This is a genomic window from Aurantimonas marina (genome assembly GCF_017183135.1).
Taxonomy (GTDB): Bacteria; Pseudomonadota; Alphaproteobacteria; order Rhizobiales; family Rhizobiaceae; genus Aurantimonas; species Aurantimonas marina.
The window spans coordinates 290,851-307,075 of sequence record NZ_JADDXW010000001.1; the positions used below are offsets into that span (position 1 = coordinate 290,851).

A 16,225-nucleotide genomic window follows, 5' to 3' on the forward strand; every position below is an offset into this window, starting at 1 on the left:
CCCCTATCAGCCGCCTGCGGCCAACCGTTCGTCCCGCCGTCTGCGCACCTCCCGGCGTTTGGTAACCAGCGCCGCGGCGATGACGCCCACGGCCACGACCGCGACGAGGAGCGTGCTGACGGCGTTGATCTTCGGCGTGACGCCGAGTCGGACCTGACTGTAGATCTTCATCGGGAGCGTCGTCGCGCCGGGACCGGAGGTGAAGCTGGCGATGACCAGATCGTCGAGCGAAAGGGTGAAGGCGAGCATCCAGCCGGCGGCGACGGCCGGCCAGATCACCGGCAGGGTGATCACGAAGAACGCCCTCCAGGGCGGGCAGCCGAGATCCTGCGCCGCTTCCTCCAGGCTGCGGTCGAAGGTCACCAGCCGCGACTGGACCACCACGGCGACGAAGCACATGGAAAAGGTGATATGGGCGATCGTCACGGTCCAGAAGCCCCGGTCGAAATCGAGCGCCACGAACAAAAGCAGCAGCGACAGGCCGGTGATCACCTCCGGCATCACCAGGGGCGCATAGACCATGCCGGTGAACAACAGACGGCCGCGAAAATCGAAGAACCGCACCAGCGCGGTGGCGGCGAGGGTGCCGAGGATCGTCGCGACGCTCGCCGACAGCAGCGCCACCCGGATGGTGACCCAGGCGGCGTCGAGCAGCGCCTGATCGTTCCACAATTCCCGGTACCAGACCGTCGAGAAGCCTGCCCAGACGGTCACCAGCCGCGAGGCATTGAAGGAATAGATGATCAAGAGCACGATCGGCAGATAGAGGAACGCGAAGCCGAGAACGACCGAGGCGATGTTGAACGGGCTCCAGCTCTTCGACATCACGCGTTTCCGGTGGCTTTTGCCTGCGCCCGCTGGAACCAGACGATCGGCAGCACCAGGGCGAGCAGGAGGAGGATCGCCACCGCCGAGGAGACCGGCCAGTCGCGGTTGGAGAAGAACTCGTTCCACAAGGTCTTGCCGATCATCAGCGTGCGCGAGCCGCCGAGAAGGTCCGGAATGACGAACTCGCCGACGGCCGGAATGAACACCAGCATGATGCCGGCGAGGACGCCCGGTCGCGACAGTGGAAAGGTGATCGTCCAGAACGCCTTCACCGGCGGACAGCCGAGATCGTTCGCCGCCTCGACGAGGCGATGATCCATCCGCTCCAGCGAGGCATAGATCGGCAGCACCATGAAGGGCAGATAGGAATAGACGATGCCGATATAGACGGCGAGATTGGTGTTCATGATCACCAACGGCGAGGAAATCACGCCGAGCCACATCAGGAACTGGTTGAGCAGCCCGTCGGTCTTCAGGATGCCGATCCAGGCGTAGACCCGGATCAGGAAGCTCGTCCAGAACGGCAGGATCGTCAAAAGGACCAGGATCGGCCTGAGACCGCGCGGCGCCTTCGCTATGCCGTAGGCCAGCGGATAGCCGACGAGCAGTGTGACGGCCGTCGCGATCGCGGCGATCTTCAGGCTGGACAGATAGGAATTGATGTAGAGCGGATCGCCGGCCAGCCACCGGTAATTGTCCAGCGACAACTGTTTCAGATTGCTCCAGAATTCCGGCAGGTTCCGCAGCGGGAAGGCCGGCAGATAGGGCGGCTGCGCCAGCGCGATCTGCGACAGCGAAATCTTGAAGACGATGAAGAACGGCGCCAGGAAGAAGACCAGCAGCCAGAGAAACGGGAGGCCAATGACCAGCTTGCGGTAGAGCCGGCCGGTTCTCGTTGGAAACGGCTTCGTCGCGGATGCCGCCTTGACCGACATCATCTAGTTTCCCAGCACTATGCCGGCGTCGGCCGGAAAGGTGAGCCACACCTCCTCGTCATAGCCGATCGGCTCGTCCGAGCCGCGGGCCGCGTTGAGCGTCGCGGTGCGGACGATGTCGCCGCTTGCCAGCTTGACGTTGAACAGGGTCATGTCGCCGAGATAAGCAATGTCCCAGACCTCGCCGCGAAGGGCATTGAGGCTCCGGTCGGCCGGCGCGTGACGGGACAGGCGAAGCTTCTCCGGCCGGATCGCGAAGAACACCGTTTCGCCGGGTGTCACGCCGAGGCTGCTTTCGGCTTCGATCGTCACGCCGGTCTTCGCCGCGATGCGGGTCAACCCGTTGCGGCTATGCTCGACCTCGCCTTCCAGGATGTTCACGCTGCCGATGAAATCGGCGACGTAGCGTGTCGCCGGCGCCTCGTAGATGATCTCCGGTGTCGCGACCTGCACGATCTTGCCGTCGCGCATCACCGAGATGCGGTCGGCCATGGTCATCGCCTCTTCCTGGTCGTGGGTAACGATCAGGAAGGTCAGATGCATCTCCTGCTGAAGGTCCATCAGCTCGAACTGGGTCTCCTCGCGCAGCTTCTTGTCGAGCGCGCCGAGCGGCTCGTCGAGCAGGAGCACCTTCGGCCGCTTGGCCAGCGAGCGGGCCAGTGCCACCCGCTGCTGCTGGCCGCCCGAAAGCTGCTGCGGTTTGCGGGTTGCGAAGCCGTCGAGCTTCACCAGCTTCAGCATCTCGGCGACGCGATCGTCGCGCTCCGACTTCGCCATGCCGTCCTGCTTCAGGCCGAAGGCGATGTTGGCGGCCACATCCATATGCGGAAACAGCGCATAGCTCTGGAACATCATGTTGACCGGCCGGCGGTGCGGCGGCATGCCGAGCAGGCTCTGGCCGTCGAGCCGGACATCGCCCTGGCTCGGTTCCTCGAAGCCCGCCATGATCCGCAGGAGCGTCGACTTGCCGCAGCCGGATGGCCCGAGCAGCGCGTGGAATTCGCGCCGGTAGATCGTCAGCGAAAGATCGTCGACCGCCTTGAATTCGCCGAACCGCTTGGTGACGCCGTCGAACGCGATCAGCGGCGTTGCGGACGGCTCGTTCCAGGGCTCGAAGCTGCGGCGAATATTGCCAAGGGATTTCTGCGCGCTCGCCATCACCGTCCGAACCGAAGCCTCAAGCGCCCCCGGCGGTAAGCGCCCGGGGCGGCCATTGTCACTGACCGGTGGTCACCGTCGTGAACGCGCGATTGACCAGACGCTGAGTCCGCGCGTCGTAGGCCTCCTTGGTATAGAGCTTGGCCAAGGTGGCGTCGTCGGGATAGACGGCCTTGTCGTTCAGAATCGCCGGATCGATGAACTCCTGACTAGCCTTGTTGCCATTGGCGTAGACGACGTAATTCGTCGCCTTGGCGATCACGTCGGGCCGCATCAGATAGTTGATGAAGATGTGGGCGTTACCAGGATGCGGCGCGTCGGCCGGGATCGCCAGCTGGTCGAACCACATGCGGGCGCCCTCCTTGGGGATCGAATACTTGATCTCGACGCCCTGCCCGGCCTCGGCCGCGCGGTCGCGGGCCTGGAAGATGTCGCCGGAATAGCCATAGGCGACGCAGATATCGCCATTGGCGAGCGCGTTGATGTATTCCGAGGAGTGGAATTTGCGCACATAGGGCCGCACCTTGAGCAGCGCGTCCTCGGCAGCCTGAATATCCTCGGGCTTGGTCGAATCCGGATCGAGGCCGAGATAGTTCAACGCGGCCGGGATCACCTCTGTCGCCCCATCCAGCATCATGATGCCGCAATCGGCAAGCTTCTCGGCATATTGCGGATCGAAAATTAGGTCCCAGGAGTCGGTCGGCGCGTTCGGAAGACGCTCGTCAACCATTTTTTGGTTATACCCGATTCCCGTGGTCCCCCACATGTAATTAACTGAATAATCGTTGACCTTATCATATTCAGCGACGCGATCGGAAATGACATCCCACATATTGTCCAGATTGCTCAGCTTCGACTTGTCGAGCGGCTGCATCAGCCCGGCCTCGATCTGGCGCACCAGAAACTCGGTCGATGGCACCACGACATCATAGCCGCTGCCGCCGGCGAACAGCTTGGTGTCGAGAATGTCGTTGGAATCATAGACGTCGTAGACGACCTTGATCCCGGTCTCCTTGGTGAACTCCTCGAGGATCGAGTCGTCGATATAGTCCGACCAATTATAGACGTTGACGACCTTTTCCTCCTGCGCGGAGGCCGCGCCGATTCCGGCGGCGCCTATGGTGAGCACGGTCGCTCCGATCATCGCGATGGTTCGTCTCATCTGGTCCGACTCCCTATCCGTATTGACGCACCGATCTTGCCATCGGCAGGACCCGGTTCGCATCCCGGCGGAGAGTTAAGAACATCGGCGGGCCGATTCCTAGTGGCTTGGATCGGGAGCAGCGGAAGAATTGCGGGGCGGCTATTTCCGCCCCGGTCGCTGCATGAACCGCGCATCCGCCCCATAGGCGCCGAGAGCGCCGGGCGGCAGCGTCTCGCCGGCATCGCGAAAGCCGAAACGCGACCAGAACGGTACTGTGCCGTAGACGGACACCAAGGTCGCGCTGGGATAGGAGGCGGCAAGTTCGAGGAGCTGGTCCACGACCACGCGCGAATGGCCAGCCCCCCTCGCCTCCGGCGCGATGACGACATCATGGATGTAGAAGCAGTCCGCCGGCTCGGGCAAGACGCCGAGAACGCTATCGAGCTTCGGCGGCGCACCCTTTAGCCAGGGATGACCGACGGCATAACCGGCGATTGGACTGTGCGCGCCGTCGCCGAGAACCAGGCAGCCGCGCGGATAGAGGCGCAGCCGGTCCTCGAATACCGCCGAATCCTCCGGCAGATCGGGATGGACGCGCTCGGCCAGCGCAACGACCGCGGATAGATCGCCCCCGAGCATGGGCCGCCAGATAGGCATCATCCGAGCATGGCAAGGAAACGCCCAACCTGGTGACGAACAACGACAGAGAGGCGTGGGGCAGCGACGGCCGTCGCCTCACGCGTGATGCTTGGCATACCAGGCAAGCACCAGGGCGGAGCCCAACATGAGGGCTGGCGCGCCGAAATATGCGAAAAGCTCGAAATTCGACATCGGTCGAGCCTCCTCAAGAGCGATCGTCCCGCTGAATGTAGGAGATAACCTACGGCCAAGCAAATGAGCGAGCCCAGTGATCCTCCCGCCAAACTGACGACGGATGTCTGGAAGATGGCCGCGACAAGCGGAGCAACGCCACCCGTGATGACAGTGCCGGCGGCCAGAATATTCAGGAAATTCGCAGTGAGCTTGAGACGCTCCCTATCGCCCTCGGTCATTGCGTCCCGAGACCTTCCCTAAAACCGTTCTCACGTCGTCAATGGCCGGATGGAAGGCCTCTGTATTTGCCCGCCCTCACCGGTGTTTCTGGCCCTCGCCGTAGAACAGCTTTTCCCAGGCCTTGTGCGCCTTGTAGCCCTCGCGGATGAAGGGTGTGAACACCGCCATATTCAACACGGCCTTGTTGGTCAGATTGGCCGGAAACCGCGTCGGCTTCTCGAAATCGACGAACAGCACCACCCGCACCTGATCGGAGTGATTCCAGGCCTCGTGCTCATAGGCGTCGTCGAAGATCAGCGCCTCGCCCTCGCGCCAGTGGCGGGTCTGGTCGTCGATGCGGATACCAACCTTGTCCGGCGCGTCCGGCACGATCAGCCCCAGATGAAAGCGCAAGACGCCGTTATACGGGCCGCGATGCGGCGGCAGATGCTTGCCCGGCTCGAAGATCGAGAACATCGCCGATTTGAGCCCCGGGATCTTCTGCAGGATGCGCCAGGTTTGCGGGCATTGCCGGATCGCCTCCTCCGACTTGATGCCGTAGCCGCACAGGAAGAAGGTCTTCCAGTTCTGGTCCGAGGAAATCGAGCGAACCTCAGACGAGATCTCGTGAAAGGCCGGCAATTCGCCCTTGCGCACCAGAATTGTGTCGAGCTCGGCGCGGATCAGCCGCCACTCGGCCTCGACTTCGCGCGCCCAGGGAAAATCGTCGGTTTCGAACACCGGCGGGTTGCCGACCGCCGAATGCTTGAGGTTGAGCTTTTCGGCGCCGTCGACGAGGCGCTGGACCGAACGGGCGACAAACCCATCGCCCCCCATCGTGTCCTCGAGCCCGTCGGTCTTCTGGTTCTGCTGGCTGACGCTCTTGTCCATCGGTTCCCGCTCTGCATTGGTCGGCTTCGGCCGGCGACGCTGCTCGCGCTTGCCGCCTCACCCCGCATCCCGGGGCGGCGGCGCGCCGGACTCCTGACGATCCGGTAATGGCGACGAAGCGTTACCCGCAGGCATTTGGGCATCCCCTACTGGAAATCAAATGCGCTCAGCCCGGTGACCATCTCGTCGAGGCCGAGCGGCCGGGTCAGCGGCGGCTCGGCGCGCGCAAGGCAGCCTTGCCGCTCGCACAGACGGCAGGCCGGCCCGATCCTGGACGCCACGGATTTCGAGCCGAGATGGCGGCCATAGACCGTCTCGTCCTTGAAGCCGATGTCGCAGCCGATCAGGATCGCGGTCCGCCGGGGGCGTTCCTCGAAGCCGGCCTGGAGACCCTCCAGGGTTCGCGCGAACAGCAAAAACTCGGCCCCGTCCGGCATTTCGGCGGTCTCGACCAGAATCTGCCCCGGCTGGGCGAAGGCGGCATGGATCGGCAGCTTGGGACAGCCGCCGCCGAAACGCTGCACCGGAAAGCCACGCGCGCCGGCGCGGCGGAAGCGGTTTCCGGCATTATCGACCTCCAGCATGAAGAAGGGCACGCCCGGCGCGCCCTGCCGCTGCAACATGGTCAGCCGGTTCGCCGCCTGCTCGAACGAGACCTGGAAGCGCCCGCGCAAAACGTCGATGTCGTAGGCCGCCCGCTCCGCCGCCGACTGAAACGCGCCATACGGCATCATCAGCGCATGCGCGGCATAGCGCAAAAGCTCGAAACGGCCGAGCCGCCGGGCCTCGTCGCTGGAAAAGCCGAAGGTCTCGGTCTCGGCTGCGATGACGTCGCCGAAGGCGAGCTGACAGGCCTCGAGGGCGGTCTCGCGGATGCGGTCGGCCGGCGCCAGCCGCTCGGAGAGAAACAGCCGACGGGAATGCCGGTCGAAGCGGCGGCGCCAGTTCGGCATGGTCTGCACCGGCAGGACGCGCACGGCGACGTCGTGCTCCTTGCGCATCCACGCCCTCAACGCGGCCATCAGATCGTCACCGGGGGCGAGGCTTTGATGAAAACCTTCGGCCGCGGTCTCGATCGCCGCGAAATAGTTCGGCCGCGTCTCGAAGACCTCGCGCACCTCGTCGATCGGCAACCGCGCTCCGGAAAGCCGCGTCTCGCGGCCCTCGCGCGCCAACAGCTCGGACAGATCGGTGAGCCGTCCCTGCTGCTCGCGATAGGCCCGATGCAGCTTGACGATTCCGGCGGCGGCATTGGGCGCCGCATCGGCGATTTCGAGGAGTTCCTGTTCGCCCGGCAATTCACCCGCCAGCAACGGATCGGAGAAGACCGCCTTCAGCTCGTTGACCGAACCGCGCGACTCTCCGCTTTGAAGATCGCTCAGATCGATGTCGTAGGATCCCGACAGGCGCAGGATCAGCTGCACTGTCAGCGGCCGCTGGTTGCGTTCGATGAGATTGAGATAGGAGGGCGAAATGCCGAGCCCTTCGGCCATCGCCGTCTGGGTCAGGCCGAGCCCGTTGCGAATGCGCCGGATGCGCGGCCCGGCGAAGATCTTGTTCTCGGCCATCAGCGGCGGCCATCGACAGCGGTGATCGCCGACGCGGCGCCCGCGCCAACGATCCTACTACCTCTGCCGCCTCGCCAACGCCAAAGTGCAGCGGGCCTCAGCCGCCCGCCTGCAGACCATCTCCACCCATGCGCCTTACGCAGGCTGGGCCGGGACCGCGCATGTAATAGCGCTCGGGGTGATAGGTCGGCCGCAGCAAACCGCGAACCACCTGGACGTAACGCGTCAACACAGAAACCGTATTCATTTTCCGCTCCATCGGTCGATCGACCGTGTCTCGTGACAGAGTTGGAGGATCGCAGGAAAAGATTGAGATTCATGGAATCCGTGGCGAATGTGTGTGGCGACAGAGCCGCTTAGGGGCAGCGGGTACGCAATTCCGAGGCGCCGTTGCGCGGCGGACACAGAGATCCGAGCCGCGATCGGCGCACCAAGCCTGCTTCTAAAGCAATATTACATTCTTTACAATTTTACAAGATCGCCTTGTTAAAGCTCTGACAAGACGACCAGAATTGCGCACACCACGTTCATATACTTGTAGACAAGGCATTTCTGCGGTGCGATCTCAATCGTCAGATGCTGTCAAGATCATGTCAAAGATCCTTTCCGGCAGCGATCTAGCACAGAGGATTTTCACAATGACCGATTTTTACAATCTCGTTCCGTCCGCTCCGGAAGGCCGCTTCGACAACATCACGCGGGATTACTCGGTCGAGGATGTGCAGCGCCTGCGCGGGTCCGTGCAGATCAGGTACACGCTCGCCGAGAACGGCGCCAACCGGCTCTGGCAGCTGATCCATTCGGAGGATTTCGTCAATTCGCTCGGGGCGATGACCGGCAACCAGGCGATGCAGCAGGTGCGCGCCGGCCTCAAGGCGATCTATCTTTCCGGCTGGCAGGTCGCCGCCGATTCCAACACCGCCTCCGCGATGTATCCCGATCAGTCGCTCTATCCGGCCAACGCCGCGCCGGAGCTTTGCCGGCGCATCAACCGCACCCTGCAACGCGCCGACCAGATCGAGCACGCCGAGGGCGAGATGTCGGTCGACACCTGGTTCGCGCCGATCGTCGCCGATGCCGAGGCTGGCTTCGGCGGCCCGCTCAACGCCTTCGAGATCATGAAGGCCTTCATCGAGGCGGGCGCCGCCGGCGTCCACTACGAGGACCAGCTCGCATCCGAGAAAAAGTGCGGGCATCTCGGCGGCAAGGTGCTGATCCCGACCAAGGCGCATATCCGCAACCTCTCGGCCGCGCGGCTCGCCGCCGACGTCATGGGCGTGCCCTCGCTGGTCATCGCCCGCACCGACGCCGAGGCCGCCAAGCTTTTGACCTCCGACATCGACGAGCGCGACCGGATGTTCGTCGACTACGACGCCGGCCGTACAGCGGAAGGCTTTTACCGGGTCAAGAACGGGCTCGAGCCCTGCATCGCCCGCGCCATCGCCTATGCCGACTATTCCGACCTGATCTGGTGCGAGACCTCCAAGCCCGATCTCGACCAGGCGCGGCGCTTCGCCGAAGCGGTGAAGAAGGAGCATCCGAACCAGATGCTGGCCTATAATTGCTCGCCCTCCTTCAACTGGAAGAAGCATCTCGACGACGCCACGATCGCCAGGTTCCAGCGCGAGCTCGGGGCAATGGGCTACAAGTTCCAGTTCATCACGCTCGCCGGCTTCCACCAGCTGAACCACGGCATGTTCGAGCTCGCCCGCGGCTACAAGGACCGGCAGATGGCGGCCTATTCGGAGCTGCAGGAGGCCGAATTCGCGTCGGAAGCGGACGGCTATACCGCCACCAAGCACCAGCGCGAGGTCGGCACCGGCTATTTCGATGCCGTGTCGATGGCGATCAGCGGCGGCCTGGCCTCGACGACCGCCATGGGCGAGTCGACCGAGAGCGACCAGTTCAAGCCGGCAACGCCGGTCCACGAAGCCGCGGAATAAACACCAGTCGGGCCGCATCGCCGTCGGCGGCGGCCCGCTCTACCGAGAAGCTTGGATCATCGAAGGCTGGCCCGCCTGACCGGCAACCCAGCGAAACCTTGGAGAACAACGATGAGCGCAGTCGCAAACGACCAGGAACGCCCGCGCACCCGCGTCAAGGAACGCGCCGAGGAGCAGTCGTCGGCCATGGACGACGCCCAGCAGACCGCGATCCGGATGCTGGCCAACGATTTGCACCGGCTCAACCAGTCGGTGATGAAGGCGGTCGAATCTGGCGTGTCGGTCGAGCTGGTCCGCTCCGCCCGCCACCATTCCGGCAACGGCAATTGGGGCGACCTGCTGATCCCTGTGGTGGTCAAGACCGAGGTTTAAGCTTTCGGGGCCAAAAGCGACAAGGTGGGCACCCTCATGGGTGTCCGTCTTGCATCCGGCGATAGTCCGATCGCCGTCCCTTCCCCCGCCTGCGCCGGCCGGCTATGCTGGCAGCCCAGCCGCATGGCGCCGAAGGACTGCATGGCCGACACTTCCACCACGAAATCACCGCGTAGCGGCGTTCCCGCGCGCATCGATCGCAACAAGACCAAAGCGAAGGCCGGCGGCAACGAGGCCAGTCCGATCCGTGGCGCCAAAATGCCGGTCAAGCGCGACCTCGGCCCGCTGCATCTGTCACCGGACGAACATCCCGCCTATCTGGAATCCAAACGCGGCGTCGCGTCCATGCAGGAGGCGGGCGATTGGCTCCGCGCCCGCGGCATCGACGATCTCGAATGCATCACCCCGGATCTCGCGGGCGTCGCGCGCGGCAAGATGATGCCGGCGAAGAAATTCGTCGCCAACACTTCGCTGGCCTTGCCCTCGGCGCTGTTCATGCACACCATCTCCGGCGAATACCCGGAAGAGAGCGGCGACTTCCGCTATTCGCCCAATGACGGCGACCTGAAGCTGGTGCCGGATCTGTCGACGCTGTCGCTGGTTCCCTGGGAGAGCGACCCGACCGCGCAAGTGATCTGCGATCTCGTCGACCAGACCGGGACAGCCGTCGCCTATACGCCGCGCAACGTGCTGAAACGCGTGATGGCGCTGTACGAAGCGCGGGGCTGGAAGCCGGTCGTCGCGCCCGAGATCGAATTCTATCTGGTCTCCAAGAATGTCGACCCCGACTATCCGCTGGTGCCGCCGATCGGCCGCTCCGGCCGCCAGATCCAGAGCGGACAGTCCTATTCCATCGCCGGCGTCAATGAATTCGACGAGCTCATCGACGACATCTACGACTTCTCCGACGCGCAAGGGCTGGAGATCGACACGCTGATCCACGAGGAGGGCGCCGCCCAGCTCGAGATCAATCTGCGCCACGGCGACCCGCTGGAGCTCGCCGACCAGGTGTTCATGTTCAAGCGCACTATCCGCGAGGCGGCCCTTGGTCAGGACATCTACGCCACCTTCATGGCCAAACCGATCGCCGGGCAACCGGGTTCGGCCATGCACATCCACCAGTCGGTGATCGATCGCGCGAGCGGCCGCAACGTGTTCTCCAACGCGGACGGTTCGGCCTCGGACCTGTTTTTCGCCTTCATCGGCGGCATGCAGCAATACGTGCCCTGCGCGCTGATCATGATGGCGCCCTACGTCAACTCCTACCGCCGCCTGACCTACGGCATGAGCGCACCGACCAACAACGCCTGGGGCTACGACAACCGCACCACAGCCTTTCGCGTTCCGACCTCCGACCCGGCCGGGCGGCGGGTGGAGAACCGGCTGCCCTCCTCCGACGCCAACCCCTATCTCGCCATCGCGGCCTCGCTCGCCTGCGGCTATCTCGGCATGGTGAACGGCCTTCGGCCCGACGAGCCGACGGACCGCACGGTGAACGAGGGCGGCGGCATCTCGCTGCCGCGCGGCCTGCTCGAAGCCGTCGCCGCCTTCGAGGCGGAGGAGGCGTTCCACGCGGTGTTCAGCCGCGAATTCGTCGGCACCTATGCCGGCATCAAGCGTGGCGAGCACGAGACCTTCATGCAGGTCATCAGCCCCTGGGAACGCGAGTTCCTGCTGTTGCAGGTCTGACCGTGACTGCCTATCAGTCCCCCATCGCGCCGGGCCGCTCCTGGTACGAGGACAGTGTCGCGCGGCCGGCCTATCCGAGCTTGAGCGACAGCCTCGCCGTCGACGTCGTGGTGGTCGGCGGCGGCTTCACCGGCTTGTCGGCAGCCGTTCATCTGGCCCAAAGCGGCGTGCGCGTCGCCGTCCTCGAGGCGTATCGCTTCGGCGACGGCGCCTCCGGCCGCAATGGCGGCCAGATGGGCACCGGCCAGCGGCTGGCGCCGTCGGAGATCGAGGCAGCCTACGGCTTGGAACGGTCAAAAGCTCTGTTCGACCTCGCCGAGTCGGCAAAGGCGCATCTCACCGACTTCGTCGCGGCCAACGGCATCGACGTCGACTATCGCCCCGGTCAGCTGTCGGTCGTCCACAAGCGCCGCTATCTCGACGAATATCGCGCCGAGGTCGACGATCTGGCGACCCGCTATGGCTACCCGCATATGCGCTATATGGACGCCGAGGAGACCGCCGAGCGGCTGGGTTCCCGCCGCTATTTCGGCGGCATCCGCGACACCGGCACCGGCCACATCAACCCGATGAAGCTCGTCGTCGGCAGCGCGCGCGTCGCCGCCGCAGCCGGAGCCCTTCTGTTCGAGGGCACCAAGGTCGAGCGGCTGGAGCGCCGCGGCGGCAAGGTCGTCGCGACGACGGCCGCCGGCACGGTCACCTCCGAGCGGGCGCTGATCGCCACCAACGCCTATGGCACCGGACTGCATCGCGCCATCGATGCCCATGTCATGCCGATCGGCTCGTTCATCGGAGCCACCGAACCGCTCGCCGACTCCGATGCCATTCTGCCGGGCGGCGAGGCCTGCAACGATTCACGCTTCGTCGTGCGCTACTTCCGCAAGAGCCGCGACGGGCGGCTGCTGTTCGGGGGGCGCGAAGCCTATACCTCGGCGACCGGCGATATCGCGCGGCACATCGTCAAGCAGATCGCCGAAGTCTATCCGCGGCTCGCCGATGTCCGCCTCACCCATGCCTGGGGTGGTGCCGTCGGCATCACCATGACGCGCCTGCCCTACATGCGGACCCTGGAGCCGGGCATCACCACCATCGGCGGCTTTTCCGGCCATGGCGTGATGCTGGCGAATTTCGCCGGCCGGCTCTACGCCGAGCGGGTCACGGGCCGGGAGGACCGGCTCGCCGCATTCGAGGCGCTGCGGATTCCGGCGTTTCCGGGCGGCAGGCTCGCCCGCGCGCCGCTCCTGTTCCTGGCGATGACCTGGTTTTCCCTGCGCGACCGGATCTGACGGGACACCTGGCCGATGGGCCTGCCCCGAGCGCCGCTTGCTACCCGAACGTTCCGCCGCGAACCGTCCCCCGCATCGTCGAATGACCGTGTGCGAGGCCTGCGTGTCTGCTATGCTGCCAGGACTGACGAGCCGATCATGGCTCGCTGCACCATAGGCGGAAACAGATCGATGAAGGAAAGCAAGGGAAAGTCGAAGAAGGAGCAGGCGCCGAAGCCGAACGCCTCCCAGCCCAGTCAGAAGGGAAATGTCGCAACGCCACCGAAACCGAAGAAGTAGTCGGTTACCGCTTCGTTCAGAATTCCGGCCCGGACGCGAAAGCAAACGGCCTCCACGTCCTTCATGAGCTGGTAACCGCGGCTCAGATTTTCTCCCACGCCTTTGGCGACATTGGCGCGGTCGGACTTATTGGCGCTGCGGACCTGCTCACCGCCGCTGCACGAACACCGCCTGCTGGCCGAACAGGTTCCAGAACGCCTAGGGCATCTTCATGCCCATTTTCTGGCCGGTGGTGTCGATCGTCATGGTGACGAGATCGTGGATGGTACAAAGGCATCGCCCTCGATCACCGGCAGGCCGCGCGAGACGCGCATCTGCCTTCGCGCCGCAAGGCCCTGACGTTCGATGCCGAAGGCCAAGGCACCGACGGCCGCTGACGCCAGCGCATCTCGCCTGAAGCGCCCGGTGCGCACACGATTCCGCGCCGCACGGCTCGAGCGTTTCGGGCGAGACCCACGGCCACTCGTCACTGCCGGGCGCGGATGCGGATGCGGATGCGGGATTGAGGGTAATCGCGCGGCAAGGCCCTGGCGTCGAGGCGAGGGGCGGACCTTGTAGCCGGCTGTCGAGGGGACGAGGATAAGCGGACCGACACGTCTGTCTGGCGTGGCCGTCTCGCAAGACCATCGTGGAGACCCGGCCGGATACAACTGCTGCCCGCTGCGCGCCGTCGACGTATGGTCTGCGATCCGACTTGCCTGACGCTCGCGCGCCGTTAGTGTAGGCCGGCAAGTCGCACATCTAGCCGAAGCTGGAACCGCCATGTGGTCTCGTCTATTTGCCGCGGGTTTCGCGGCGCTCCTCCTGTCTGCCCCCGCCGTCGCCGACGTGAAGGACAGGATCGCGGCCCTCGCGCCTTCCGGGCTGGTGCTCGTTCTGGACGAGGACGGCAAGGAGCTGGTCGCGCGGAACGCCGACGAACCCTTCGTTCCCGCGTCCGTCGCCAAACTCGTCACGGCATGGCTGGCGATGGAGGTCCTGGGCGCCGACTACCGCTTCAAGACCCGCTTTTTTCTGGACGACGACCGGGTGCTTTATGTGCGCGGCGGCGGTGACCCCTTTCTGGTCTCCGAGGAGCTGGCGCTGCTCGCACCCGAACTCCTCTCCAGGACCGGCACGGAGCCGTTCACCGGCATCGTGATCGACTCCAGCTACTACCCCGACGATCTTCGCATTCCGGGCATCGAAGCCACCGACGAAGCCTATGATGCGCTGAACTCGGCGCTCGCGGTGAACTTCAACACGATCAATGCCGTGCGCAAGGGCAAGACCGTGCGCTCCGCCGAGGAGCAGACCCCGATCACGCCGCTGGCGATCAGCCAGTTCCGGGCGCGGGCACGCAACGGACGCAGCCGGATCAGCCTGACCCAGGAAGACCCGAGCGTCGGCGTAAAATACGCCGGCGAACTGGTCGCCGCCTTCATCGAGAAGGCCGGCGGCAGCGTCACGGGCGAGATTGCGATCGGCTCAGTCCCCGCCGGGCTGGAACCGGTCTACGTGCACCGCCAGTCGCGCGACCTTGCGGAAATCTTGCGGCAGATGCTCATCGGCTCGAACAACTACATGGCAAACCAGATTTTTCTGGAGATCGGCGCCCAGCGCAGCGGCGGGCCCGTCAGCCTGGAAAAGTCGCTCGCGGTGACGCGGAAGATATTCGCGAAACACGGCCTGGCGGACGCGATCCAGCTGGTGGAAGGCTCCGGCATCAGCCGCGACAACCGCTTCACGGCGCGGGGCCTCGCCAAGGTGCTCGACAGTTTCGCGCCCCACGCTGAACTGCTGCGCAGCACCAAAAAAGGCTCACGCTACAAGACCGGCACCTTCTCCGGCGTCCGCACACTGGCCGGCTATGCCAAGACCGCCGACCACGGCGACGTGCGCTTCGTCATCTCGCTGAACAGCGGCCCCGGCAAGCTGCGGTTCCGGCTACTCCAAGCCATCGAGCGCGGGCTTTAGAATGTATGCAGCAAAGCGACGAGTTGGCTCTGGCGATGCGTCCCGGTCTTGCTGAAGATGGCCTTCAAGTGTGTGCGGACCGTATGGACGGAATTGCACCGCCTCTCGGCAATCTCAGCAAGCGATAGCCCCAAGGCAAACGCCGCCGCGATTTCCCCTTCTGCTTGGGTTAACCCATAGCGGCGTCGAAAATTGAGAACCGATGTATCTCGGGCCTTGGCATGGAGATTGATGGCGAACACCCGCCTGTTACCCATATCTGTAAGGGCTCGGGCTGCGGGAGCAGGTAGTTCCTGGAAGGTATAATCCTGGCCATCGTCGCCGGGGACGACGATCGGGACATCATTCTTCGCGAAAGCGTCCGTGAAGATTGCACCCAACGCGGCATCCGCACCCGGATGGCAGGCGCGGAGCCGGCCTTGCGTTGCGTAGATGGCTGCCGCCGAACCAAGGGCTTCCTTGCCCTTGCCGGTTGCCCCGATGACGCGTCCGACCCGATCGGTCGTGATGAGGCCGCCGGCGACTTTTTGCAGCAATTGCTGCGCTTCTCGCACCTGTTCCGTCATCTCTTGCAGGTGTCGGCGAATTGCGAGAGCCCGTTTCAGATGCGGTGCCAAAGCGTTGATCAGGCGCAGTTCGATGGCGGAGAAAGCCCCCGCTCGCTCTCCCCTGTAAATCAGCAAGTCGCTGAGCCGACCTTCGTTCCTCTCCAAGACGAGGAGCTGACCTTCCGTAATCCTTTGCGGCTTGAGGATGGCGGCGACGGAAGGATCACGATCCCACTCACCCGGCTCAAAGCCGGACCGCATGTCGAAGGCTCTGGACACGGGCCCCGTCAGAAGAGACCGCACACCGGCATTCTCATCGGCGGTCGCAAATTGCTCAAAATGCGTCTGGACCCGCTCCAGATCGAACCGACTCGTTCTTAAGAAATGATCCTCCTGGCCCGCGATCCCATTGTCATCGATGACGACCGCAGCCCCCAAAAAGGCTTCGCTCAAAGCGTCCAGTACTTGCTGCCATCCATCCTCGGGCGCCACCGAAGCCTCATAGATGATGGAAGTGATCCGCTCGAATTTGTCGGCGAATATCAAGGAAGCCTCCGAACCCTATGCCCCGGCGAGAGCGATCCGATTTAAGTCAG

General features: G+C 64.2%; 14 protein-coding genes. 5 read left to right on the forward strand and 9 right to left on the reverse strand.

The features are described from left to right. Positions 1-6: 6 nt before the first annotated feature. The 8 genes from ING15_RS01420 to ING15_RS01455 all read right to left on the reverse strand — a co-directional run bounded on the left by ING15_RS01420 (position 7) and on the right by ING15_RS01455 (position 7,803). Positions 7-825 carry an ABC transporter permease gene (locus tag ING15_RS01420; protein WP_206452978.1) on the reverse strand — a complete coding sequence of 273 codons (819 nt, stop codon included), beginning with the start codon at positions 823-825 and terminating at the stop codon, positions 7-9. After that, positions 825-1,766 (reverse strand): ABC transporter permease subunit, encoded by a 942-nt coding sequence (locus tag ING15_RS01425; RefSeq protein WP_232845483.1) that lies wholly within the window; start codon positions 1,764-1,766, stop codon positions 825-827. Before ING15_RS01425 ends, ING15_RS01420 begins: the two co-directional genes overlap by 1 nt. After that, positions 1,767-2,921, reverse strand: coding sequence for an ABC transporter ATP-binding protein (locus tag ING15_RS01430; protein WP_206452979.1), 1,155 nt, complete (start codon positions 2,919-2,921; stop codon positions 1,767-1,769). Between the two features lie 58 nt (positions 2,922-2,979). Further along, positions 2,980-4,083, reverse strand: coding sequence for a polyamine ABC transporter substrate-binding protein (locus ING15_RS01435; RefSeq protein WP_206452980.1), 1,104 nt, complete (start codon positions 4,081-4,083; stop codon positions 2,980-2,982). A 141-nt stretch (positions 4,084-4,224) separates the two neighbouring features. After that, positions 4,225-4,704 (reverse strand): GNAT family N-acetyltransferase, encoded by a 480-nt coding sequence (locus tag ING15_RS01440; protein ID WP_232845484.1) that lies wholly within the window; start codon positions 4,702-4,704, stop codon positions 4,225-4,227. A gap of 489 nt (positions 4,705-5,193) precedes the next feature. Further along, positions 5,194-5,988: an aspartyl/asparaginyl beta-hydroxylase domain-containing protein gene (locus ING15_RS01445; RefSeq protein WP_206452982.1), complete on the reverse strand. Its 795-nt coding sequence runs from the start codon at positions 5,986-5,988 to the stop codon at positions 5,194-5,196. Between the two features lie 146 nt (positions 5,989-6,134). Then, complete coding sequence (locus ING15_RS01450; protein WP_206452983.1) at positions 6,135-7,556, reverse strand: helix-turn-helix domain-containing protein; 1,422 nt, start codon at positions 7,554-7,556, stop codon at positions 6,135-6,137. Positions 7,557-7,653: 97 nt separating this feature from the next. Beyond that, complete coding sequence (locus ING15_RS01455; protein WP_206452984.1) at positions 7,654-7,803, reverse strand: hypothetical protein; 150 nt, start codon at positions 7,801-7,803, stop codon at positions 7,654-7,656. Positions 7,804-8,194: 391 nt separating this feature from the next. On the opposite strand from ING15_RS01455, the gene aceA reads away from it, so the two are divergent. From aceA to ING15_RS01480, 5 genes are all read left to right on the forward strand, one after another. Then, on the forward strand, positions 8,195-9,499 hold the full coding sequence (gene aceA, locus ING15_RS01460; RefSeq protein WP_206452985.1) for an isocitrate lyase: 1,305 nt from the start codon (positions 8,195-8,197) through the stop codon (positions 9,497-9,499). Between the two features lie 111 nt (positions 9,500-9,610). Further along, positions 9,611-9,871, forward strand: coding sequence for an SMc00767 family acetate metabolism repressor (locus ING15_RS01465; protein WP_206452986.1), 261 nt, complete (start codon positions 9,611-9,613; stop codon positions 9,869-9,871). A gap of 258 nt (positions 9,872-10,129) precedes the next feature. Continuing rightward, entirely contained in the window at positions 10,130-11,560 is a 1,431-nt protein-coding gene (locus tag ING15_RS01470; RefSeq protein ID WP_232845517.1) for a glutamine synthetase family protein, read from the forward strand. Between the two features lie 2 nt (positions 11,561-11,562). Next, positions 11,563-12,846, forward strand: a complete 1,284-nt coding sequence (locus ING15_RS01475; RefSeq protein WP_206452988.1) for an NAD(P)/FAD-dependent oxidoreductase — start codon at positions 11,563-11,565, stop codon at positions 12,844-12,846. Between the two features lie 1,041 nt (positions 12,847-13,887). After that, complete coding sequence (locus ING15_RS01480; protein ID WP_206452989.1) at positions 13,888-15,081, forward strand: D-alanyl-D-alanine carboxypeptidase/D-alanyl-D-alanine-endopeptidase; 1,194 nt, start codon at positions 13,888-13,890, stop codon at positions 15,079-15,081. Here the strand turns inward: ING15_RS01480 and ING15_RS01485 are convergent. After that, positions 15,078-16,175: a helix-turn-helix transcriptional regulator gene (locus tag ING15_RS01485; RefSeq protein ID WP_206452990.1), complete on the reverse strand. Its 1,098-nt coding sequence runs from the start codon at positions 16,173-16,175 to the stop codon at positions 15,078-15,080. The genes ING15_RS01480 and ING15_RS01485 overlap by 4 nt on opposite strands. Positions 16,176-16,225: the final 50 nt, after the last annotated feature.

Coding starts and splice junctions, on each gene's coding strand:
- ING15_RS01435 (WP_206452980.1), bottom strand. CDS start 4,083: ATGAGACGAACCATCGCGATGATCGGAGCGACCGTGCTCACCATAGGC.
- ING15_RS01445 (WP_206452982.1), bottom strand. CDS start 5,988: ATGGACAAGAGCGTCAGCCAGCAGAACCAGAAGACCGACGGGCTCGAG.
- aceA (WP_206452985.1), top strand. CDS start 8,195: ATGACCGATTTTTACAATCTCGTTCCGTCCGCTCCGGAAGGCCGCTTC.
- ING15_RS01420 (WP_206452978.1), bottom strand. CDS start 825: ATGTCGAAGAGCTGGAGCCCGTTCAACATCGCCTCGGTCGTTCTCGGC.
- ING15_RS01470 (WP_232845517.1), top strand. CDS start 10,130: ATGCCGGTCAAGCGCGACCTCGGCCCGCTGCATCTGTCACCGGACGAA.
- ING15_RS01455 (WP_206452984.1), bottom strand. CDS start 7,803: ATGAATACGGTTTCTGTGTTGACGCGTTACGTCCAGGTGGTTCGCGGT.
- ING15_RS01430 (WP_206452979.1), bottom strand. CDS start 2,921: ATGGCGAGCGCGCAGAAATCCCTTGGCAATATTCGCCGCAGCTTCGAG.
- ING15_RS01425 (WP_232845483.1), bottom strand. CDS start 1,766: ATGATGTCGGTCAAGGCGGCATCCGCGACGAAGCCGTTTCCAACGAGA.
- ING15_RS01440 (WP_232845484.1), bottom strand. CDS start 4,704: ATGCTCGGGGGCGATCTATCCGCGGTCGTTGCGCTGGCCGAGCGCGTC.
- ING15_RS01480 (WP_206452989.1), top strand. CDS start 13,888: ATGTGGTCTCGTCTATTTGCCGCGGGTTTCGCGGCGCTCCTCCTGTCT.
- ING15_RS01465 (WP_206452986.1), top strand. CDS start 9,611: ATGAGCGCAGTCGCAAACGACCAGGAACGCCCGCGCACCCGCGTCAAG.
- ING15_RS01450 (WP_206452983.1), bottom strand. CDS start 7,556: ATGGCCGAGAACAAGATCTTCGCCGGGCCGCGCATCCGGCGCATTCGC.